The sequence below is a fragment of the Streptomyces sp. NBC_00631 genome (assembly GCF_045206895.1).
In the GTDB taxonomy this organism is placed as follows: Bacteria; Actinomycetota; Actinomycetes; order Streptomycetales; family Streptomycetaceae; genus Streptomyces.
Genome location: NZ_CP107734.1, coordinates 7,315,764 through 7,335,741, shown reverse-complemented (window position 1 = coordinate 7,335,741; position 19,978 = coordinate 7,315,764). Strand labels below are relative to the sequence as shown.

Genomic DNA, 19,978 nt, shown 5'->3' with positions numbered 1-19,978 from the left:
CGACCGGACGAAACCGGCTTTCACGGCGCCCGGTGGCTCACAAGGCGCCCGTCCGGTGGCTCACAGCGCGTTGTTGAAGCCCCAGAGCATCTCGCTCGGCCGTTCCGCCCGTTCGCGCAGCCCTTCCAGCACGTCGCGCAGGACCGGGTGCTGAACGGTCCTCAGCTCCTCCAGGTCCAGGCCCAGCAGGTCCGGCAAGGGCTCACCGGCCGAGGGCCCGTCCGCCACCGGTGCCGCCTCGTCCCGTGCGTTCATGGCCGCGTCCATCTCCCCGCCCATCTCCCGGTTCCTCTCCCTCGACCGCTCCGGTGGGTGCCGCCCACCCGGGCGGCGCCGGCCGCATTGCCGTGTCGGCGGCCGTCGGCACCCCCGTGCCCAGCATGCCCTCCGGCAGCCGCGACCACTCCGTGCGGGCGGCTCACGCCGTGCCGTCCGCGGTGTCCCCTCCACAGGGAAGGAGTCCTTCCCCCGCCGGACGAGCCCTACCCTTCACCGGCACACCTTTGCCGTCCGCCTAGGCTGGTAGACGCCCACCACCGGGCACCCACACTTGCACGCAGCAGGAGAGCGACCCATGTATTTCACCGACCGAGGCATCGAGGAACTGGAGAAGCGGCGCGGCGAGGAAGAGATCACCTTCGAGTGGCTCGCGGAACAGCTCCGCACGTTCGTCGACCTGAACCCCGACTTCGAGGTCCCGGTGGAGCGCCTGGCGACATGGCTGGCCCGGCTGGACGACGAGGACGAGGAGTAGGGAAGAAGAGCACCGCCCCGTACCGGTCCCGTCCCCGGGGTCGGCCCGCCGGTCAGTCGCGGGGCAGCACCGTCTCGTACGACAGCTCCAGCGCCCCGTGCACCATGAGCACCGCCCCCACCGCCGCCCATCCCGCGCTGCGCCGCCGCACGCCCCACGCGGCGGCCGGCACCCCCACCGCCATCTCGGCCAGGGCCAGCCGGTGGGCTCTCGTCATGCCTTCACCGCCCGGCCGTGTGCGCGTACCGGCCCCCGGACGCCGGGAGACGGCCCTGTAAGCATCCGTCGACATGGACATACGGTAAGCAATTCCTCCACTTACCGCGCTGTTTGATGGCTTGTACGGGCTCCCGAACCCCTTCCAGCCCCTTCCCGGGTCAACCTCGGCCCCAATCGCCCACCCGAAAGGGTGTCTTGACTTACAACGCCCACGATATATCGTGTTTCACGGAAGACGCGATATGGCGCGAGCCGTGCGATCGCGTCCGCGTCCAGCCGCCACGCCGGCTGTCGTGTCCGGTACGAGGAGGTCCGCACCATGTCCAAGTCCGAGTGGTCCGTCGCCGAGCCCAGCAAGCTCGACTTCGACACCCCCGTGAGCGACCTGCACGTCCGCGTCGTCAACGGAACAGTGAACGTCGTGGGCACCGACGAGGGTTCCACTCGTCTGGAAGTCTCCGAGATCGAGGGCCCGCCCCTGATCGTCACGCACGAGGGCGGCACCCTCACGGTGGCCTACGAGGACCTGCCCTGGAAGGGCTTCCTCAAGTGGCTCGACCGCAAGGGCTGGCGGCGCAGCGCGGTGGTCTCGCTCGCCGTCCCGGCGGACACCCGCGTGGAGGTGGGCGTGGTCGGCGCGGCCGCCGTCGTCTCCGGGATCAGCGGCACCTCGGTGGTCAAGGGCGTCACCGGCGACACCACCCTGGTCGGCCTCTCCGGCGAGGTCCGCGCGGACACGGTGTCCGGAAACCTGGAGGCCCAGGCCGTCACCGGCAACCTGCGGTTCAACTCCGTCTCCGGGGACCTGACCGTCGTCGAGGGCTCGGGCCCCGCCGTGCGCGCCGACTCGGTCAGCGGCTCCATGATCATCGACCTGGATCCGGACGGCCCGACCGACGTCCGGCTGACCAGCGTCTCCGGGGAGATCGCCATCCGTCTGCCGCACCCGGCCGACGCCGAGGTCGAGGCCAACACCGCGAGCGGCACGATCTCCAACGCGTTCGACGGACTGCGCGTGCACGGCCAGTGGGGCGCCCACAAGATCACCGGCCGCCTCGGCGCGGGCACCGGCAAGCTCCGCGCCACCACGGTCTCCGGCTCCATCGCCCTGCTGCGCCGCCCGCCCAAGGAGGACGGCGACGAACGGACGGCCTGGGCGGCCGAGCCACCCACGGGACCGAAACAGCCGGCCGCCCCCACGGCACCCACCACCGGCTCCGGCCCCGCGACCCCGGCCGACAGCACGACCGGTGGCGCATCCGGCGGCATGACCGGCGGCACGACCGACAAGAAGGTGCTCTGACATGCCTCCCGTCTTCGCCCACGGCCGCCTCCGCCTCTACCTCCTCAAGCTGCTGGACGAGGCGCCCCGCCACGGCTACGAGGTGATCCGCCTGCTGGAAGAGCGCTTCCAGGGCCTGTACGCCCCGTCGGCGGGCACCGTCTACCCCCGCCTCGCCAAGCTGGAGGCCGAGGGCCTGGTCACGCACACCACCGAGGGCGGCCGCAAGGTCTACGCCATCACGGACACCGGCCGCGCCGAACTCGCCGACCGCAGCGGCGAGCTGGCCGACCTGGAGCTGGAGATCCGCGAATCGGTCGCCGAACTCGCCGCCGAGATAAGGGCCGACGTGCGCGGCGCGGCCGGTGATCTGCGCCGCGAGGTCCGCGCCGCCGCCTCCGAGGCCCGGCACGGCGCCGGGGCGGCCACCGGGGAGTACGGCGACCCCGGTGACAAGGAGTCGTGGCGGGCCGCCAAGGAGGAGATGCGCCGGGTCAAGCAGGAGTGGAAGGAGCAGGCCCGCCGCGCCAAGGACGAGAGCCGCCGGGCCCGTGACGAGGCCCAGCGGGCCCGCCGGCAGGCCCAGGAGGCCCAGGCCCGGGCGCGTGCCCAGGCTCAGGAGGAGATGCAGCGCATCGCCCGCCGGGTGCAGGAGCACGTCCAGGACCACTTCTCGCGCGGCGACTGGCCGACGGGGGTCCGCGAGGGCCTCACCGAACTCGCCAAGGAGTTCGGCGAGTTCGGAAGGGACTATGGAAAGGAGTTCGGCAAGGAGTTCGGCAAGGACTTCGGCTCCGGCGCCCGCACCGAGCCGGATCCCCGAACCGGCCCGGACCTGCGCAAGCCGGCACCCGCACCGACACCGGCCGCCGAGTACTCGCAGACCCAGGATGACTTCCCGGCGCAGTACGTCCCCGCGTGGGCGCACGGCGAGGAGACCGACACCGGCGACCCCGCCCGCGACCTGGACCGGCTCCTGGACCGTTTCCGCGACGACGTCCGCGACACGGCCCGCGACCACGGAGTCACCGCGGACCAGCTCCGCGAGGCCCGCCACCACCTGTCGGCGGCGGCGGCCCGGATCGGAGCGCTGCTGCGCACCCCGAAACCCTGATGAACGGCCGTACGGGTACGGGCGGCACGAGCCCCGCCCCGCCCGGCCGGCCCGCTCAGGAGCTGGTCAGCACGATCTTCCCGAACTGGTCGCCGGACTCCAGCCGTTCGAAGCCCTCGCGGGCGCGGTCGAGCGGGAGCATTGCGTCGATGACCGGGCGTACGCCGGTGGCGGCACAGAAGGCGAGCAGGTCCTCCAGCTCGTCCTTGGTGCCCATGGTCGAGCCCACGACCTTCAGCTCAAGGAAGAAGATCCGGGTCAGCTCGGCGTGCGAGGGGCGGTCGCCGCTGGTGGCACCGGAGATGACGATGGTGCCGCCGGGCCGCAGCGACTTCACCGAGTGGGACCAGGTGGCGGCGCCGACGGTCTCGATGACGGCGTCCACGCGCTGTGGCAGCCGGGCTCCCGGCTCCACGGCTTCCACGGCACCCAGTTCCAGGGCCCGCTTCCGCTTCGCCTCGTCGCGGCTGGTGGCGAAGACCCGCAGCCCGGCGGCCTTGCCGAGCACGATCGCGGCCGTGGCGACACCGCCACCCGCGCCCTGCACGAGGACCGAGTCGCCGGGACGTACGCCGGCGTTGGTGAAGAGCATCCGGTAGGCCGTCAGCCAGGCGGTGGGCAGACAGGCGGCCTCGGCGAACGACAGTTCCCTGGGCTTGGGCAGGATGTTCCAGGTCGGCACGGCGACCCGCTCGGCGAAGGTGCCCTGGTAGCGCTCGGTGAGGATGGACCGGGGCTCGTCCGGCCCGACCCCGTGGCCGCTCTGCCCGATCACGGAGTGCAGGACGACCTCGTTGCCGTCCTCGTCGACACCGGCGGCGTCGCACCCGAGGATCATCGGCAGCCGGTCCTCGGGGAGACCGACGCCGCGCAGGGACCAGAGGTCGTGATGGTTGAGGGAGGCGGCCCGCACATCGACGGTGCTCCAGCCGGGCCGGGCCGAGGGGGCAGGGCGCTCCCCCAACTCAAGGCCGGAGAGCGGCTGGTCGCGGTCGATTCGGGCGGCGTAGACGGCGAACATAGGGCCGACGATAGGTTCCCGGCGCCGGGCGCGAAACCGGGGGCCGCTGTGACACATCCCCTCTTGCGCTCCGTAAGGGGCGCGGGGCTGTGACATTTGCGGCTCCGCCGCGTGGGCGCGAGAAGCCCCCACCCACCGGCTCCCGCCCACGACGCCCACCGCCCCCGGTGCGGGGGCCTGGGGGCGGCAGCCCTCTGCACAACGGTCACGTCGTAGGCACCCGATCGGGTGGGCGGGTGGGCAATGAATGGGCGGGTGGGCAATGAAATGGCCCCGCCCAAAAAGAGCGAGGCCATTCGAGTCACCGCCGGGCAACCCCTTCGGCCCGCGCCGCCGCAGCCACCGCCGCGGTCACCGCAGGCGCAACCCGCTCGTCGAACGGAGACGGAATGACATAGTCGGCGGCAAGATCGTCGCCGACGACCGCCGCCAGCGCCTCCGCCGCCGCGATCTTCATCCCCTCGGTGATCCGGGAGGCCCGCACCTGGAGCGCGCCCGCGAAGATCCCGGGGAACGCCAGCACGTTGTTGATCTGGTTCGGGAAGTCCGACCGCCCGGTAGCCACGACCGCCGCGTACTTGTGGGCGACATCGGGGTGCACCTCGGGGTTCGGGTTGGCCATGGCGAACACGAACGCGCCCTCGGCCATCGAGGCGACGGCCTCCTCCGGGACCGTGCCGCCGGAGACGCCGATGAAGACGTCGGCGCCGGCCAGCGCGTCCTCCAGGGTGCCCTTGATCCCGGCCTTGTTGGTGAACCCGGCGACCTCGCGCTTGACCGGGGTGAGGTCGTCGCGGTCGGCCGAGATGACACCCTTGCGGTCGGCGAGGGCGACGTCGCCGATGCCGGCCTCGACCAGCATCTTCGCGATGGCGACCCCGGCCGCGCCGGCGCCCGAGATCACCGCCCGCAGCTGCCCGATCTCCCGTCGGCTGAGCCGCGCGGCGTTCCGCAGCGCCGCCAGCGTCACGACGGCCGTACCGTGCTGGTCGTCGTGGAAGACGGGGATGTCGACCCGCTCCTGGAGCTTGCGCTCGATCTCGAAGCACCGCGGTGCCGAGATGTCCTCCAGGTTGATCCCGCCGAAGGACGGGGCGAGCCGGACGACGGTCTCCACGATCTCGTCCACGTCGGTGCAGGCCAGGGCGATGGGGACCGCGTCCACGCCGCCGAACTGCTTGAAGAGGATCGCCTTGCCCTCCATCACGGGGAGGGAGGCCTCGGGACCGATGTCCCCGAGGCCGAGCACGGCCGTGCCGTCGGTGACGACGGCCACGACGGACGACTTCCATGTGTAGTCGTTGACCAGCTCGGGCTGTTCCGCGATCGCGGTGCACACGCGCGCGACTCCGGGCGTGTACGCGAGGGAAAGGTCGTCCTTGTCACGGAGCGGCACGGTGGCCTGCACGGCCATCTTGCCGCCGCGGTGCAGCGCGAACACCGGATCGAAGGAATCGAGGGGCTCGGCCCCGCCGTCCTGGTCCGTGGTGCCCGACGCGCTGTCGCTGCGAGGATTGACGATCTCCGCTGCCACTTGTCTTACCCCTTAGGTATGCATGGTTTGAGGGTCGGCCGCTCCCGGTGAGGGAGCGGGCGGGCACCGCGCAGGGCCCGATCACTGTTACGTACGAGTGGCACGTACGAGCACCTGCGCGACGGGCGCGCCGCACACGCGCCCTGAGCCCCGGATGAGGGGTGTAAAGAACCTTCTTACCGGACGGACAGCGCTCCCGACGAGTCGAATAGGCGCAAGGTCACATCACGGATGTCGTAGGTAACCGACAGATGAGCGGCTGGGTGACCGGCAGACGGCCACCGGGCGGGGCCTGGGATGAACCGGCGGTGAACCGAAGATCTTCCGGCCAGAAGGTCGGATTTCCGCAGATGTGCGGGGTGGCGGGTCGAGGAAGGACCGGCCTGACGCGTCTCGGGGGTCACCCGTTATCCGATTTTGACATGGTGGCAGGTCTGCTTGGAGCAATCCCAATGGCAGGATGCCGTAAACCCACGAGGTCGCGACACCCGAAGGTGTGTGTTTCCGTCGACCCATCGGCGTATCGACATATCGGACACATCGGTATATCGGCTTGTCCTACCCACTGCCGGAGGAACCCACCATGACCGCAAGCTCCACCCGTCGTACCACCGTCGCGCGCAACAAGACCGCAGCGTTCGGTGCGATCGCGGTCGCAGGCGCCCTGATTCTCACCGGCTGCGGGGACCAGACGGACAAGGGCAGCGACAGCGGCTCCTCCTCGTCGTCCTCGGCTCCGCTGGCGAGCAAGCTGCCCGCCGACATCCGCAAGGCCGGTGTGATCAAGGTGGGCTCGGACATCGCCTACCCGCCGGTCGAGTACATGCAGAGCGGCAAGGCCGTCGGTGTCGACCCGGACATCGCGGACGCGCTCGGCAAGCAGCTGGGCGTGAAGTTCGACTTCCAGAACGGCAAGTTCGACCAGCTCATCGTGGGCCTGCAGGCCAACCGCTTCAACGTGATCATGTCGGCGATGAACGACACCAAGGACCGCCAGAGCGGCATCGACTCCGACACCGGCAAGAAGGTCGGCACCGGCGTCGACTTCGTCGACTACTTCACCGCCGGTACCTCGATCCTGGTCCAGAAGGGCAACCCGAAGGGCATCAAGTCCCTGGACGACCTGTGCGGCAAGGTCGTGGCCCTGCAGAAGGGCACCACGTCCGAGGGCATCGCCAAGGCGCAGAGCGAGAAGTGCACGAAGGACGGCAACAAGGCCATCAACCTCCAGACCTTCGACACCGACCCCGAGGCGCTGCTCCGTCTGAAGCAGGGCGCCTCCGTCGCCGACCTGAACGACTTCCCGGTGGCCGCCTACAACGCCAAGACCTCCGGCGGCGGCAAGGACTTCGAGGTCGTCGGCGAGCAGATCGAGGCCGGTCCGTACGGCATCGCGGTCGGCAAGGAGAACACCCAGCTGCGCGACGCGATCCAGGCCGCCGTGGCCGCCATCATCAAGAACGGCGACTACCAGAAGATCCTGGAGAAGTGGAACGTCACGCAGGGCGCGGTGACCGAGGCGAAGATCAACGGCGGCTCCTGAGCACTCGGGCACGACTGAAGGGCCGTCACTGTGACTGACACGGTCGACAAGACTCCGGCGCCGTCCGTGCCGCCGGAGCAGATCAAGGCCATCCCGGTGCGCCACTACGGCCGCTGGGTGTCCGGCGTCGTGGTCGTCGCCATCCTGGTGCTGATCGGGATCGCCTTCTCCAACGCGAAGATCAACTACAGCGTCATCCCCGACTACGTCTTCGACCCGAGCATCGTGGCCGGCGCCTGGACCACGCTCTACATCTCCGTGCTGTCCATGGTGCTCGGCGTCACCCTCGGCGTGATCCTGGCGGTGATGCGGCTGTCGTCGAACCCGGTCACCAGCACGGTGTCCTGGTTCTACATCTGGATCTTCCGCGGCACCCCGGTCCTGGTCCAGCTGCTGCTCTGGTACAACATCTCGCTCGTCTTCCCCATCCTGAACCTGGGGTTCTACAAGGACGAGATGAACCAGGTGATGACGCCGGTCCTCACGGCACTGCTGGGGCTCGGCCTGAACGAGGCCGCGTACATGTCGGAGATCGTCCGCGCCGGCATCCAGTCGGTCGACGAGGGCCAGACGGAGGCCTCGCACGCGCTGGGCATGACCCAGGGCCAGACACTGCGCCGGGTGATCCTTCCGCAGGCCATGCGGGTCATCATCCCGCCGACCGGCAACGAGTTCATCAACATGCTGAAGACCTCGTCGCTGGCCTACTCGGTCCAGCTCCCCGAGCTGATCAAGAAGGCCAACGACGTCTCCAGCGCCTCGCTGGCGGTCGTCGAGATGTACTTCGTCGCCTGCATCTGGTACCTGTTCCTGACCACGGTGTTCAGCATCGTCCAGTACTACATCGAGCGCCGTTACGCCCGCGGCTCCTCACGCAACCTCCCGCCGACCCCGTGGCAGCGACTGCGGAAGAATCTGGCCCAGTGGGGTTCGTTCCGTCGCCCGGAGGTGGCCCGATGAGCTCTCTCGCCAAGGACATCACCCCGCCGAGCAGCGGCGCCCCGATGGTCAAGGCCGAGGGCGTGCACAAGTCGTTCGGTCTCGCGCACATCCTCAAGGGCATCGACCTTGAGGTGCTGCCGCGCGAGGTGTTCTGCCTGATCGGCCCGTCCGGTTCCGGCAAGTCCACGTTCCTGCGGTGCATCAACCACCTGGAGAAGATCAGCGCCGGCCGGCTGTACGTCGACGGCGGTCTGGTCGGCTACCGCCAGCACGGCGACAAGCTCTACGAGCTGAAGGAGAAGGAGGTCGCGGCGCAGCGGCGGGACATCGGCATGGTGTTCCAGCGCTTCAACCTCTTCCCGCACATGACCGCCCTGGAGAACGTCATGGAGGCGCCGCTCCAGGTCAAGCGGGAGTCCAAGGCGGTGGCCCGTGAGCGGGCCGAGCGCCTGCTGGACCGGGTCGGCCTCGGTGACCGTACCGGGCACTACCCGGCGCAGCTCTCCGGCGGCCAGCAGCAGCGCGTCGCGATCGCCCGCGCGCTGGCCATGCAGCCGAAGCTGATGCTCTTCGACGAGCCGACCTCCGCGCTCGACCCCGAGCTGGTCGGTGAGGTCCTGGACGTGATGCGGGACCTGGCCGAGGACGGCATGACGATGATCGTCGTCACGCACGAGATGGGCTTCGCCCGCGAGGTCGGCGACAGCCTGGTCTTCATGGACGACGGCGTGGTGGTCGAGTCCGGCCACCCGCGCGACGTCCTGACCAACCCCCAGCACGACCGGACGAAGTCGTTCCTGTCGAAGGTGCTGTAGCCGTAGGACATGGAAGGGGCGGTACGAGGTGCTCGTACCGCCCCTTCCGGCTGTCTGCCTGCCCGGCTACTTGAGGGCGAGCAGCAGCGTGTCCGAAGGCGAGCACCACACCGCCCGCGCCTCCCCGAACCCCTTGTCGCGCAGCACGCGCGCGTGCCAGGCGGCCGAGGGCATGTCGCCGTCGGCGTGCTCGCCGTAGATCTCGAAACGGCGGGCCGTCGGCCCGGCGAGCACCGGGTCCTGGGCCGCCAGCTGCCACCACTCGGCCCAGTCCAGGGCCCCCGCCGCCTTGGCCTGATCCATCCGGCGATGCCGCTGCGCCCGTTCCGCGGCGTTGATCCGGGGCGTGCTGTCGTCGATCATGTGGTCCGCGTTCATGAAGACACCGCCGTCGCGGACGAGTCCCGCGACCTGACCGTAGAGGGCCGCGAGGGGTTCGCTGTGCAGCCAGTGCAGGGCCGTGGCGGTCAGGACCGCGTCGTACGAGTCGTACGGCAGCCGCGCGGTCCACTCCGGGTCCGTGAGGTCGGCGGTGACGAACGTGACCCGGCCGTCGCCCGCGAAGGTGCCCTCGGCGATGGCGAGGAGAGCCGGGTCGAGGTCGACCCCGGTGCTCACCGCGTCCGGGAGGCGGGCGAGCAGGCGGGCGGTGATGGTGCCGGTGCCGCACGCGAGGTCGAGGACCCGGGGTGCCGTACCGACGAGTGCCTCCACCATGTCGAGCATGATCCGGAACCGCTCCTCGCGGTCCGGCATGTACCACTCCTGCTGCCGGTCCCAGCTCTCCTGCCAGGCGCCCCAGTCGGCCCCGGTCGTGGTCGTCGGCGCGTCCGTCATGGCAACCCTCCACCGCACAAGTCCCGTAATACCCTGGAAGGACGACCGGCTGTTACCCGACCGCACGACCGACCATAGAGTGCCCGCGTAAGGACTACAAGTGGAACTGGCCTATTACTCGGATTACGCCGTCCGGCTCGTCAACAGCGAGGAACCGGGCCGGGGCAAGGACTCCCTGACCTCGGTGGAGGCCGTCCGCGATCTCTTCGGCGGCAACCAGCAGGCCGCCCGGCGCGCCACCGACGCCGACCTCACCCGCTTCCGCTCGGTCCGGGCCCGGCTGCGCGCGGTCTTCGAGGCGGCCGACAAGGGCGAGGAGACCCTCGCGGTGGACCTGCTGAACTCGCTTCTCCTGGAGTTCCCGGTGAGCCCGCAGATCTCCGGGCACGACTTCCGGGACGAGGACGGGCGCCCGCTGTGGCACATGCACCTGGCCGACCACCCCTCCAACGCCACCGCCGGCTACACGGCGATCGCGGCGATGGGCCTGGCCTTCCACCTCACCGAGTACGGCGTCGACCGCCTCGGCCTGTGCGAGGCGGCGCCGTGCCGCAACGCCTACCTCGACACCTCGACCAACCGCTCCCGGCGCTACTGCTCGGACCGCTGCGCGACCCGCGCCAACGTGGCCGCCTACCGGGCCCGCAAACGCCTGGAGGCGGAACGCCCCGACCGGCCCGAACGATCGGCCAGCACCGGCCTGGCGGCCGAGAGTGCCCAGCGCGCCAGCGCCAGCGGCGAACGCTGATCCGCCCTGCGCGGCCGCCAGCGGAACAGGGCCCGGCCGAGGATGAGCTCCTCCGGCACGGTCCCGTAGTCCGTGCTGTCGCCGCCCGCGTAGGCGTTGTCCCCGAGCACCCACCAGCCGCCCTCGCGCGGCTCCACGGCCCGCTTGACGACCAGCAGGTCCTGCTGGAACGGATGGCGCAGGACGACGACGTCACCGGCCCGCACCCTGGCCCCGTACCGCACCAGGAGCTGATCCCCCTGGTACAGCGTGGGCACCATGGACGGGCCGGTCACCTCGGCCAGCCCGAAGAGCACGGCGCCCCTCCCCCGCTCGGTCTCCTGCGACAGCTCCGGCATCCCCGGCACCTCCCCGGTCCGTTCCTCCACCAGTCCCAGTCTGACCCTGGACTTTTGTCCTAAGCCCATGGGGGCACTCGCGAAAACACGCTTCCCAGGGAGTAATGTCCCACCTGAGAAGACGATCACGAGGAAGGAATGCTCCATGCTTTCCCGCCTGTTTGCCCCCAAGGTCAAGGTCAGCGCGCACTGCGACCTGCCCTGCGGTGTGTACGACCCGGCCCAGGCCCGCATCGAGGCGGAGTCGGTGAAGGCCGTGCAGGAGAAGATGGCCGCCAACGACGACCCGCACTACCAGGCACGCGCCACCGTCATCAAGGAGCAGCGTGCCGAGCTCGCGAAGCACCACGTCTCGGTGCTCTGGAGCGACTACTTCAAGCCCCCGCACTTCGAGAAGTACCCCCAGCTGCACCAGCTGGTCAACGACACCCTGAAGGCCCTGTCCGCCGCCAAGGCGTCCACGGACCCGAAGACCGGCGAGAAGGCCCTGGAGCTCATCGCCGAGATCGACAAGATCTTCTGGGAGACCAAGAAGGCCTGATCTTTATTCACACCTTCTGACCTGCGATTACTTTCGTTGCAGAGTCTCCGAGTCCGCACCCGGCCCGCAGGCCGCCGAGAACGGCGTCCACGACGGTCCGGGTGCGGTCTTTTTCGCCCGGCCACAGACGGACGGGGATCCACGGCGCCGGCTCAGCGGGCAGACCGTGCGGCACCGATCCGCTCCGTCGCCCCATGAGGCTCCGTCAGCGGCGAAGGCCGGCTGGGACTTCGCCGCCCGCAACAGCCCCGGCCATCCCCGGGTGGCCCGCGCCGCAGGCCCGGTGAGGACGACCAGCCCGTGTCGGCCACGCAGCCTGCTGCTACGCCTGTCCAGTGAGCGTTCCGGAGTTCCGGCCGCCACCCGGGCCGGCGTCCCTTCGTGCCCGGCTGCCTCGCCCGACCACGCCACCCTCGCCTTCCTGACGAAATGACAGAAAACCCTATTGCCGCCTCTTCCGATATGTCATGGTGGGACGAGATTCTTCGGGGGGAGACGGGGATGGAGTACTTTGTCGCGCTCGTCGCGAAAGCGATCATCGGCGGCATCGCCAAGAGCGCGACAGATCTGGCCATCAAACAGGTGCGTGCACGGTGGCGAGATTCCACGCAGAGGCCTCTGCCGGGCACACTGAGCCGGGAGCGACGGCAGACGCCGGGCGTCCCAGCGGGCCCGGCGCACGCAGTGCACAGTTCCCACGCCCCCGTGTCCGTCGGCAGCAAGCCGTCGAAAGTGCTGGTGTATCCCACGGTTCGGACCGAGACCGGGATCGGATCGAAGGCTCCCGGGCTGGTTCACGATGCGCTGACCGAAGTCCCCGACCTCGTCGAATACGCCGTGATCTCCACCGCCATGGGCGGCGTCGAGGTCTCGTCGGCCCGGCTCGGGGATCGCCCTGCGATCGTCGTACGGTTCGAGGCCCACGCGGGACACCTCGACGCATTCGCCTACCTGCACGCGCTGGTTCCGACCACCGACAACGCACCCGGTTTCGAGGTGAGGATCGCCCGTTTCGGCTGGCGCCCCGAGGCCAGCCGCCCGAACCAGGGGTCGTTTGCCACCTGGCAATACGTCAATCTCGGCGAACTTGACTATCCGGACGACCAGATCGTCGCAGCGGTCGTCGCCTGGTTCGTCGTGAACTGCGTGGAGCTGTACTGGCAGATCAACGGCGAACACGTGGACCTGCTCTCGCAATTCGGACCGGCAAGCAGGACCGGTATCGAGTCGGCACAGCCGCAGCTGAACACCGGGCCCACGCTGGATCGCCACAGCCGCATCGAATCGGAGCTCGCGGAGCTCGAACGCCATGGCTTCGACGTGAAAAAGTGGGAAAGCGAGTTCCTCAGTGTGCAACTGGTCGCCACTCGTGGCGATCTCGAACTCGGTTTCATGCTTGACCGGGACTACCCCGCCAAGGCTCCGATGGTGGTATATGGAAGCCGGGGTGAATGGACACATCTGACGATCGACGCGGCAAGCTGGTCCGCCGACTGCCGCCTCCTCCAGATCGCGGAAGGGTTGGCATGACGGACAACCGCCTGGTCCGGATCTACGAATCCGAACTCGACGTGATCTTCGACGAGACACAGAGCCATTCCGACATCGAAACCGGTGGAAGCCTCTTCGGCCTGTTCAGCCACGGTGGCGATCCCACGGTGCAGTTGGCCACCCGGCCGACCGAGCGAGCGGTGCGAAACCTCCACTCCCTGGAGCTCGATCCTCAGGTGACCTTCGAGATGGAGACCCTCCTCTGGGAACGCTTCGGAACACAGTGTGTGGGAATGTGGCACTCACATCACTCGATTGGGCTGTACGAGCCCAGTTCGGGCGACCGCGAGAGGACGCGCCGATACGGGCTGAAGTTCCAGCGCCCACAGTACGTAGAGGTCATCGCGAACTTAACCGGAGAAGGACGCACCAAGGTCCTGCGCAAGCCTGCTCCCAAAGTCCTGCTCACTCCGTTCTTCTACCTGGACAGCAGGATCCTGTCCCGCTCGAACACCGAATTCCAAGTACTCCCCGGTGAAAGTCCACTACGGCAGGCGCTCAAGGACATCACCCGGAACGCGGACCTGCACGAGACGCTGCGCCCCGCCCCACAGACACCACGCGGCGTGTGCCGGCTGGGCAGCTCCGCCGCGTCGGAAACGGGGCGGCGGCGACCGTCGGAAGCGTCCGGCCGGCCCTCCGACGAGAGCGCACTCGCCTCCGGCCAGTACCTGCCGATCCCCGACCTCGTCGAGTACTTCAACGGATGTGTCCAACCACTGCTCAGTGGACTGCCACAGGACTATGACATCGAGGCCACACCCCTCGCCGAGGAGCGCGGGTTCGAGGTTGCCATCAGTCGACGCCGACACAACGCCAGGATCTCGCTGCTGCTGGCCTGGGACGGCACCTCGCCAGTCGCATTCTCGTGCACGGTCCATCCGCAGTCCGGGCGGGGCCAGGAAATACGGTGGGTCCCGAGGACACCGGATGAGAAATACATGTTGCGAGTACCGCTGAACTGGGGAATCAAGCAGATCGATCGACTTCCATAAAGAAGCGGAAACCGCAATCGAGCCTGCGACGGAAGGCAGGGCAGCGATGACTTGGGAGCCGTACCAGATGTACGGACTGGCGCAGGATCGAGCCCTCCTGCGCAGCGAGTACAGGTCCTTTGATTTCTATGACACGGCAGCGCGTGGGCGGACCTACGTCCACGGGTCCTGGATCAGCAACATGAACAGAACGTACACGCTGCGAGTGTATTTTCCGTCCGGATACCCGGATGAATGTCCGAGCACCTACATCACGTCACCGAGCCCTCTCTTCGGTTGGCTCGGACAACGACGAATCGAGTCGTACGGCACAAATTCCGCCATGCACGTCTGGCAGACCGACCGCCCGGGCTGGACGAAGGTATGCACGTTTCGACCCGATTCCTGGAACGCCAGTATATCGGTCAACAAAGTAATCCGGAAAGGGACGCTGTGGATCGCCGCCTATGAGTGCCACCTTGAGGACGGCAGCCCTATCAGCAGCTTCCTCGTAGAAGCCTGATGCACCGATTTCGAGCACGGGAGGAATCCATGGCCAGCGACAAGCACAGCGACATTCGCGCTTTTCTGGAACAGGCGGCCTCAGGGCGCATGCCGCCGGGCAAGAAGATGGTGATGAACGCCGTGACGGGCAAGTGGGAAGTGCGCAGCGGAAACGAGCGACCCGGCGACCGGGTGGCGCAGGTGGACGCCGAAGACATGAAAGCCTTCTCGTGAACGGCCTGTCCTCGCTTCCCCGCCACCTGGTGCTGGGAGCGGCGGCGTACGGCTCCCTCGCGGCTGCCGCGTCCACGGCACGGCTGCGGCTCGGCATGCGCATCATCGATCAGGGTGACGTCGGCTACGTGGACGGCGCCGTCGGCACCGACGTGCTGGTGTTACCCGAACCTCCGGCCCCCGACTGGGTTCTCGACGAGCCCGGACCGGCAGTGGTGTGCTGGGCCGAGCAGGACGGCGTCCGCGCGCACAGATCGACGCGGCTGGCCGAAGGGCTGGGCGAACGACTCGGTACCAGCGTCATCCCGTCTGGTTCCGTCACATCCGAGCGGATCGGCGCCATCATCGGCGCTGACGCGCTTCAGGACACGTGCGTCGCTGTGCTCGGCCTGGGCTCCGGGGGAAGCTTCATCGTTCGTGAGCTGGCGCGGGCCGGAGTGGGCCGGTTCGTACTGCTCGATGACGATCGTCTTGAGGTCGGCAATGTCTCGCGGCACGAATGCGGTCTCAACGACGTCGGCCGTCTGAAGGTCAACGCCATGCGCGATGTGGTCCATCGCCACCACCCGGGCGCTCGGGTGGTGACCAGCACCACGCGTATCTCCGGGGACACCCGGAGCGAGGTGCGGAGTCTGCTGCGCGGCGAGCGGGTGGACCTGGTCATCTGCGCGACGGACGCCAGAGAGAGCCGGCTGCTGGTGAACCGGCTCTGTCTGCAGGGCGAGTACCCGATGATCATTGGCGGCGTCTACCGACGGGCCTACGGCGGCATTGTGCAGCGGGTGATCCCGGGGCTCACCCCGTGTTACCAGTGCTTCGTCCAGGCACTCCCCCGGGAAGCCGCAGACAACGAGATCAGCAGCCTCCGGGACGCCTCACGCAGCTCCTACACCGACCGCGAGGTGACACCCCAGCCCGGCCTGTCCAGCGACATCGTGCCGATCGCCCTGCTCATGGTCAAACTCGCCCTGCTGGAACTGCTGGACGGCCGATCAGACGCGTTCCGGACACTGAGCGCCGACCTCGTCGCACCGATCTACCAGTGGATCAACCGCCGAGAACTGGCCCACACCTCATGGCAACCGATGGGGGTGAACGTGGACAGCCAAAGCGTACTGCGCTGGTACGGCCTCCTTCTTGAGCGCAACCGCGAGTGCGCCCACTGCGGCTCAGGAACAAGCGCCTAGCCGACAGTCGGGCCCCCGACCCCTACGCGTTCGACGACGATGGCCTATGAGGCGGCGGCCAGTTCCTTGAGCGGGGCTCCCGTCAGGCGGCAGATGCGCCACTCGTCGAGGAACTCCGCACCGAGCGACCGGTAGAAGCCGACCGCCGGCTCGTTCCAGGCCAGCACCCACCATTCGAAGCGCTCGAAGCCGCTGCGCAGGCAGAGCCCGGCGAGGGCGGCGAGCAGGGCCCGGCCGTGGCCGCCGCCGCGGGCGTGCGGGCGTACGTAGAGGTCCTCCAGGTGCATGCCACGGGTTCCGGTCCAGGTCGAGAAACGCGGGAACCACAGGGCGTAGCCCACGAGTTCGCCGGTGGTCGCGTCCTCGGCGACCAGCGCGTAGGCCGCGGGGTGGGCGCCGAACAGCGCCTCGCGCAGTTGTTCCTCGGTGGCCCGGGCCTGCTCCACAGCCCGTTCGTACGCGGCGAGTTCGCGGATCATGGCGCGGATCTCGGGGACGTCGTGCTCGGTGGCGGCGCGGATCATGCAACGGATCATGGGTCACCGGTCCGTCCGTGTCCAGGGCCGTCCGGCCGCACCCGGTCCGGGCACAGGAGCAGTCGGCCGGGCCGAAGACGGCCACCACCGTGACAGCGAACGCGGCCGGGCCGCCGGCGCGGCCGCGTGGACACGTGCGGCGGCTGCGCCGCCTGGCGATGGCCGAGGGCGCCCCCCGACCGCTCACGCCGGCGTCTCTCCCCCACCGTGACGCGATACATGCGGTCCACGCGGTTCTCCGTGCGGCCGTTCACGAGCGCAATCCCGATCACCAAGTCCGTCATCGGCGAGCCGGGTGGTGGAGTCGGGTCGGTCTTCCGTCGGGTGTGGCCACGGGAAGGGCCGGCCGGATGTCCGGCCGGCCCTTCCCGGGTGCGGGCCCTACCGCTCGCCGTGGTCGTCCTCGCCGGCCTCCAGCAGGCCGGCCGCCGCACCCACGATCCGCGGGTCCGGGCTGCCGACGACCTCCTCGTCCTTGTCTGCGTATTCGAAGCGGGCCAGCACGCTGCGCATGGCCTCGACCCGGGCCCGCTTCTTGTCGTTGCTCTTCACCACGGTCCACGGCGCGTACTCCGTGTCCGTCTCGCGGAACATCGCGACCTTCGCGGCCGTGTAGTCGTCCCAGCGGTCCAGCGAGGCCAGGTCCATCGGGCTCAGCTTCCACTGCCGTACCGGGTCGACCTGGCGGATGGTGAAGCGGGTCCGCTGCTCGCTCTGCGAGACCGAGAACCAGAACTTCACCAGGTCCACCCCGTCGTCCACCAGCATCCGCTCGAACAGCGGGGCCTGGCGCATGAAGCGCCGGTACTGGTCGTCCGAGCAGAAGCCCATGACCCGCTCGACCCCCGCCCGGTTGTACCAGGAGCGGTCGAACATCACGATCTCACCAGCGGTCGGCAGGTGTTCGACGTAGCGCTGGAAGTACCACTGACCGCTCTCGCGCTCCGTGGGCTTCTCCAGGGCCACCACCCGCGCGCCACGGGGGTTCAGGTGCTCCGTGAAGCGCTTGATGGTGCCGCCCTTGCCTGCCGCGTCCCGGCCCTCGAAGACGATGACGATCCGGCGTCCCGTCTCCTTGATCCAGGTCTGCAGCTTCAGCAGTTCGATCTGCTGGAGCCGCTTGTGCCACTCGTACTCCTTGCGCTCCATGCGGGACGCGTACGGGTAGTTCTCCCGCCAGGTGTCTATCGGGGATCCGTCCGGGCGGATGAGCACGGGGTCGTCGGGGTCGCTGTAGTCGACCTTCAGATGGGCCACGTCGGCCAGGTCGGACAGCAGGTCCGGCGTCGTCATCCAGTCCTCCTCAGCGGGTCAGCGGGTCAGTGGGTGAGTGGGTGAGTCGGTCAGTGGAACTGCGGCACGATCAGGTAGATGCCGTACGCCACCACCGCCACGCAGGCGACGAGGCACAGCCCTGCCTGGGCGGCCCCGACGGCGCTGGTGCCGCCCTGCTCCTTGGCCCCCTCGTAACGGGCGAGCCCGAGGACGCCGAGGGCGAAGACGACCACCACTGCGAATGTAACTCCGATGCTCACCGCGGTGACCTGGCCGAGTGCGGTCCAGTCGATGTTCATGGGAACTCCCTCACTCAGGCGCTCAGGCGGCGGTGCCGACGTGGGACGGGGGCGTGGTGCGGATGGCGACCTCGTGGCCGTCGTTGACGTTCTCCGCGCCGATCGGGTTGCGGCGCGACAGCATGACGATGCCCGCCGCGAGCGCGGCGCCGACCAGCGCGACCACGATCGTGCCGAAGTTGCCGCCGTGCTTGACCGTGTACGCGGAGATGCCGCCGACCAGCGCCGCACAGGGCAGCGTGATCACCCAGGCGGCCACCATGCGTCCGGCGACACCCCAGCGGACCTCCGCGAGCCGCCGGCCGACGCCCGCGCCGAGGATGGAACCGGAGGCGACCTGCGTGGTGGACAGCGCGAAGCCCATGTGGGCGGAGGTCAGGATGACGGCCGTGGAAGCGGTCTCGGCCGCGAAGCCCTGCGGGGACTGGATCTCGGTCAGGCCCTTGCCCATGGTCCGGATGATCCGCCAGCCCCCGATGTAGGTGCCGAGGGCGATGGCGAGACCGGCGGTGAAGATCACCCACACCGGCGGACCGGCGTCGCCCGGGAGCGCGCCGACGGAGATCAGGGTCAGGGTGATGATGCCCATGGTCTTCTGGGCGTCGTTGGTGCCGTGCGCGAGCGAGACCAGCGAGGCCGAGCCGATCTGCCCGAGCCGGAAGCCCTTGCCCACGGAGTCCGCGCGGCCGCGGGCGGTGAGCTTGTAGGCGCAGTACGTCGCGATCAGCGCGGCGACGCCCGCCACCACCGGCGAGGCGAACGCCGGGATGATGATCTTCTCGACAACCTTGTCGAAGTTGACCGCGCCGGAGCCCGCACCGACCCACACGGCTCCGATCAGCCCGCCGAACAGGGCGTGCGAGGAGCTGGACGGCAGCCCGACCAGCCAGGTCATCAGATTCCACAGGATCGCCCCCACGAGGCCCGCGAAGATCATCGCCGGGGTCACCTTGGCGTCGTTCACGATGCCGCCGGAGATCGTCTTGGCGACCTCCGTGGAGAGAAAGGCTCCGACCAGGTTCAGTACGCCGCTGATCAGGACCGCTGTCTTCGGTTTGAGCGCGCCGGTCGCGATGGACGTGGCCATCGCGTTCGCCGTGTCGTGGAACCCGTTGGTGAAGTCGAACGCGAGCGCAGTGACGATCACGACCGCCACGAGGAACGTGATGTGGTCCATTCCTTTATGCAAACAAGCATGGGCCAATACCGCGAGAACTGGAAGAAAACTGACGTCCAAAAACAAACCCCCGGCGGGTGTGCGATGTGCATGCCATGCTGGACTGGTGACCCCCCTGGAGGACCTGAGGCGGCTGCGCCGGGCTCGCGACCGCATGGACCGCGAGTACGCCGAACCGCTCGACGTGGCCGAGCTGGCCCGTACCGCCCTCATGTCCCCCGGGCACTTCCAGCGCAGCTTCCGCAAGGCCTTCGGGGAGACGCCGTACAGCTATCTGATGACAAGGCGGGTCGAGCGGGCCAAGGCGCTGCTGCGGCGCGGCGACCTCACGGTGACGGAGGTGTGCATGGCGGTCGGCTGTACGTCGCTGGGGTCCTTCAGCTCACGCTTCACCGAGCTGGTCGGGGAGACGCCGAGCGCGTACCGGGCGCGGGACCACGAGGAGAGCACGGTGATCCCGTCCTGTGTGACCCGCACGTTCACCCGCCCACGCCGCAGGCGGTACTGACCGCCGGCATCGGGGCACGGGGCCTCCTCCGGGCACGGCAGGACG

Annotated in this window: 23 protein-coding genes; 13 read left to right on the top strand and 10 right to left on the bottom strand. The window is 68.9% G+C overall.

The window, feature by feature from the left end:
* Positions 1–60 precede the first annotated feature (60 nt).
* A complete protein-coding gene (gene fxsA / locus OHB00_RS33895) occupies positions 61–279 on the bottom strand; it encodes an FxSxx-COOH cyclophane-containing RiPP peptide (protein ID WP_406440468.1) in 219 nt (72 codons plus the stop codon).
* Positions 280–574: 295 nt separating this feature from the next.
* On the opposite strand from fxsA, the gene OHB00_RS33890 reads away from it, so the two are divergent.
* Positions 575–754 carry a DUF6104 family protein gene (locus tag OHB00_RS33890; protein ID WP_152776632.1) on the top strand — a complete coding sequence of 60 codons (180 nt, stop codon included), beginning with the start codon at positions 575–577 and terminating at the stop codon, positions 752–754.
* A 52-nt stretch (positions 755–806) separates the two neighbouring features.
* Here OHB00_RS33890 and OHB00_RS33885 read toward each other — a convergent pair whose 3' ends face one another.
* Positions 807–971, bottom strand: a complete 165-nt coding sequence (locus OHB00_RS33885) for a hypothetical protein (protein WP_406440466.1) — start codon at positions 969–971, stop codon at positions 807–809.
* A 321-nt stretch (positions 972–1,292) separates the two neighbouring features.
* Between OHB00_RS33885 and OHB00_RS33880 the strand changes: the two genes are divergently transcribed.
* Both OHB00_RS33880 and OHB00_RS33875 read left to right on the top strand, forming a co-directional pair.
* Positions 1,293–2,276: a DUF4097 family beta strand repeat-containing protein gene (locus OHB00_RS33880; RefSeq protein WP_406440464.1), complete on the top strand. Its 984-nt coding sequence runs from the start codon at positions 1,293–1,295 to the stop codon at positions 2,274–2,276.
* Position 2,277: 1 nt separating this feature from the next.
* On the top strand, positions 2,278–3,369 hold the full coding sequence (locus OHB00_RS33875; RefSeq protein WP_406440462.1) for a PadR family transcriptional regulator: 1,092 nt from the start codon (positions 2,278–2,280) through the stop codon (positions 3,367–3,369).
* A gap of 55 nt (positions 3,370–3,424) precedes the next feature.
* On the opposite strand, the gene OHB00_RS33870 is transcribed toward OHB00_RS33875, so the two are convergent.
* Both OHB00_RS33870 and OHB00_RS33865 read right to left on the bottom strand, forming a co-directional pair.
* A complete protein-coding gene (locus tag OHB00_RS33870) occupies positions 3,425–4,390 on the bottom strand; it encodes a zinc-binding dehydrogenase (RefSeq protein ID WP_406440460.1) in 966 nt (321 codons plus the stop codon).
* 301 nt (positions 4,391–4,691) lie between these two features.
* On the bottom strand, positions 4,692–5,924 hold the full coding sequence (locus OHB00_RS33865; protein ID WP_406440459.1) for an NADP-dependent malic enzyme: 1,233 nt from the start codon (positions 5,922–5,924) through the stop codon (positions 4,692–4,694).
* Positions 5,925–6,507: 583 nt separating this feature from the next.
* On the opposite strand from OHB00_RS33865, the gene OHB00_RS33860 reads away from it, so the two are divergent.
* The 3 genes from OHB00_RS33860 to OHB00_RS33850 are packed head-to-tail and all read left to right on the top strand — an operon-like array spanning position 6,508 to position 9,224.
* On the top strand, positions 6,508–7,467 hold the full coding sequence (locus tag OHB00_RS33860; protein ID WP_406440457.1) for an ABC transporter substrate-binding protein: 960 nt from the start codon (positions 6,508–6,510) through the stop codon (positions 7,465–7,467).
* Positions 7,468–7,497: 30 nt separating this feature from the next.
* Complete coding sequence (locus tag OHB00_RS33855) at positions 7,498–8,427, top strand: amino acid ABC transporter permease (RefSeq protein ID WP_406440455.1); 930 nt, start codon at positions 7,498–7,500, stop codon at positions 8,425–8,427.
* Positions 8,424–9,224, top strand: coding sequence for an amino acid ABC transporter ATP-binding protein (locus tag OHB00_RS33850; RefSeq protein WP_406440453.1), 801 nt, complete (start codon positions 8,424–8,426; stop codon positions 9,222–9,224). The genes OHB00_RS33855 and OHB00_RS33850 overlap by 4 nt, the downstream gene beginning before the upstream one ends.
* A 66-nt stretch (positions 9,225–9,290) precedes the next feature.
* On the opposite strand, the gene OHB00_RS33845 is transcribed toward OHB00_RS33850, so the two are convergent.
* Positions 9,291–10,061: a class I SAM-dependent methyltransferase gene (locus OHB00_RS33845; protein WP_406440451.1), complete on the bottom strand. Its 771-nt coding sequence runs from the start codon at positions 10,059–10,061 to the stop codon at positions 9,291–9,293.
* A 100-nt stretch (positions 10,062–10,161) separates the two neighbouring features.
* Here OHB00_RS33845 and OHB00_RS33840 point away from each other — a divergent pair, with 100 nt between their 5' ends.
* On the top strand, positions 10,162–10,809 hold the full coding sequence (locus OHB00_RS33840) for a CGNR zinc finger domain-containing protein (protein ID WP_406440449.1): 648 nt from the start codon (positions 10,162–10,164) through the stop codon (positions 10,807–10,809).
* Here OHB00_RS33840 and sodX read toward each other — a convergent pair.
* Entirely contained in the window at positions 10,695–11,147 is a 453-nt protein-coding gene (gene sodX / locus OHB00_RS33835; protein ID WP_406446109.1) for a nickel-type superoxide dismutase maturation protease, read from the bottom strand. The genes OHB00_RS33840 and sodX overlap by 115 nt on opposite strands.
* Before the next feature lie 145 nt (positions 11,148–11,292).
* Between sodX and sodN the strand changes: the two genes are divergently transcribed.
* The 5 genes from sodN (at position 11,293) to OHB00_RS33810 (ending at position 16,138) form a co-directional block, all read left to right on the top strand.
* Positions 11,293–11,688, top strand: coding sequence for a superoxide dismutase, Ni (gene sodN / locus OHB00_RS33830; RefSeq protein ID WP_406440447.1), 396 nt, complete (start codon positions 11,293–11,295; stop codon positions 11,686–11,688).
* A 501-nt stretch (positions 11,689–12,189) separates the two neighbouring features.
* Complete coding sequence (locus tag OHB00_RS33825) at positions 12,190–13,218, top strand: hypothetical protein (protein ID WP_406440445.1); 1,029 nt, start codon at positions 12,190–12,192, stop codon at positions 13,216–13,218.
* Positions 13,215–14,234: a hypothetical protein gene (locus OHB00_RS33820; protein ID WP_406440443.1), complete on the top strand. Its 1,020-nt coding sequence runs from the start codon at positions 13,215–13,217 to the stop codon at positions 14,232–14,234. The genes OHB00_RS33825 and OHB00_RS33820 overlap by 4 nt, the downstream gene beginning before the upstream one ends.
* A gap of 531 nt (positions 14,235–14,765) precedes the next feature.
* Entirely contained in the window at positions 14,766–14,951 is a 186-nt protein-coding gene (locus OHB00_RS33815; RefSeq protein WP_406440441.1) for a hypothetical protein, read from the top strand.
* Complete coding sequence (locus OHB00_RS33810) at positions 14,948–16,138, top strand: HesA/MoeB/ThiF family protein (RefSeq protein WP_406440439.1); 1,191 nt, start codon at positions 14,948–14,950, stop codon at positions 16,136–16,138. The genes OHB00_RS33815 and OHB00_RS33810 overlap by 4 nt, the downstream gene beginning before the upstream one ends.
* Positions 16,139–16,182: 44 nt before the next feature.
* Here the strand turns inward: OHB00_RS33810 and OHB00_RS33805 are convergent, their stop codons facing one another.
* The 4 genes from OHB00_RS33805 to OHB00_RS33790 form a co-directional block, all read right to left on the bottom strand.
* The gene (locus tag OHB00_RS33805) at positions 16,183–16,662 is read right to left on the bottom strand and encodes a GNAT family N-acetyltransferase (protein WP_406440438.1); all 480 of its coding nucleotides are present in this window, start codon (positions 16,660–16,662) and stop codon (positions 16,183–16,185) included.
* A 393-nt stretch (positions 16,663–17,055) separates the two neighbouring features.
* On the bottom strand, positions 17,056–17,967 hold the full coding sequence (ppk2, locus tag OHB00_RS33800; RefSeq protein ID WP_406440436.1) for a polyphosphate kinase 2: 912 nt from the start codon (positions 17,965–17,967) through the stop codon (positions 17,056–17,058).
* A gap of 50 nt (positions 17,968–18,017) precedes the next feature.
* Positions 18,018–18,248, bottom strand: a complete 231-nt coding sequence (locus OHB00_RS33795) for a hypothetical protein (RefSeq protein WP_406440434.1) — start codon at positions 18,246–18,248, stop codon at positions 18,018–18,020.
* A gap of 22 nt (positions 18,249–18,270) precedes the next feature.
* Complete coding sequence (locus OHB00_RS33790) at positions 18,271–19,425, bottom strand: anion permease (RefSeq protein WP_406440433.1); 1,155 nt, start codon at positions 19,423–19,425, stop codon at positions 18,271–18,273.
* Positions 19,426–19,579: 154 nt separating this feature from the next.
* Here OHB00_RS33790 and OHB00_RS33785 point away from each other — a divergent pair, with 154 nt between their 5' ends.
* Positions 19,580–19,933 (top strand): helix-turn-helix transcriptional regulator, encoded by a 354-nt coding sequence (locus tag OHB00_RS33785; protein ID WP_406446108.1) that lies wholly within the window; start codon positions 19,580–19,582, stop codon positions 19,931–19,933.
* Positions 19,934–19,978: the final 45 nt, after the last annotated feature.

Bases quoted from the DNA above. Each gene is read 5' to 3' on its own strand.
- fxsA (WP_406440468.1), bottom strand. From the start codon at position 279: ATGGGCGGGGAGATGGACGCGGCCATGAACGCACGGGACGAGGCGGCA.
- OHB00_RS33890 (WP_152776632.1), top strand. From the start codon at position 575: ATGTATTTCACCGACCGAGGCATCGAGGAACTGGAGAAGCGGCGCGGC.
- OHB00_RS33885 (WP_406440466.1), bottom strand. From the start codon at position 971: ATGACGAGAGCCCACCGGCTGGCCCTGGCCGAGATGGCGGTGGGGGTG.
- OHB00_RS33880 (WP_406440464.1), top strand. From the start codon at position 1,293: ATGTCCAAGTCCGAGTGGTCCGTCGCCGAGCCCAGCAAGCTCGACTTC.
- OHB00_RS33875 (WP_406440462.1), top strand. From the start codon at position 2,278: ATGCCTCCCGTCTTCGCCCACGGCCGCCTCCGCCTCTACCTCCTCAAG.
- OHB00_RS33870 (WP_406440460.1), bottom strand. From the start codon at position 4,390: ATGTTCGCCGTCTACGCCGCCCGAATCGACCGCGACCAGCCGCTCTCC.
- OHB00_RS33860 (WP_406440457.1), top strand. From the start codon at position 6,508: ATGACCGCAAGCTCCACCCGTCGTACCACCGTCGCGCGCAACAAGACC.
- OHB00_RS33850 (WP_406440453.1), top strand. From the start codon at position 8,424: ATGAGCTCTCTCGCCAAGGACATCACCCCGCCGAGCAGCGGCGCCCCG.
- OHB00_RS33845 (WP_406440451.1), bottom strand. From the start codon at position 10,061: ATGACGGACGCGCCGACGACCACGACCGGGGCCGACTGGGGCGCCTGG.
- sodX (WP_406446109.1), bottom strand. From the start codon at position 11,147: ATGCCGGAGCTGTCGCAGGAGACCGAGCGGGGGAGGGGCGCCGTGCTC.
- sodN (WP_406440447.1), top strand. From the start codon at position 11,293: ATGCTTTCCCGCCTGTTTGCCCCCAAGGTCAAGGTCAGCGCGCACTGC.
- OHB00_RS33825 (WP_406440445.1), top strand. From the start codon at position 12,190: ATGGAGTACTTTGTCGCGCTCGTCGCGAAAGCGATCATCGGCGGCATC.
- OHB00_RS33820 (WP_406440443.1), top strand. From the start codon at position 13,215: ATGACGGACAACCGCCTGGTCCGGATCTACGAATCCGAACTCGACGTG.
- OHB00_RS33815 (WP_406440441.1), top strand. From the start codon at position 14,766: ATGGCCAGCGACAAGCACAGCGACATTCGCGCTTTTCTGGAACAGGCG.
- OHB00_RS33805 (WP_406440438.1), bottom strand. From the start codon at position 16,662: ATGATCCGCGCCGCCACCGAGCACGACGTCCCCGAGATCCGCGCCATG.
- ppk2 (WP_406440436.1), bottom strand. From the start codon at position 17,967: ATGACGACGCCGGACCTGCTGTCCGACCTGGCCGACGTGGCCCATCTG.
- OHB00_RS33795 (WP_406440434.1), bottom strand. From the start codon at position 18,248: ATGAACATCGACTGGACCGCACTCGGCCAGGTCACCGCGGTGAGCATC.
- OHB00_RS33790 (WP_406440433.1), bottom strand. From the start codon at position 19,425: ATGGACCACATCACGTTCCTCGTGGCGGTCGTGATCGTCACTGCGCTC.
- OHB00_RS33785 (WP_406446108.1), top strand. From the start codon at position 19,580: ATGGACCGCGAGTACGCCGAACCGCTCGACGTGGCCGAGCTGGCCCGT.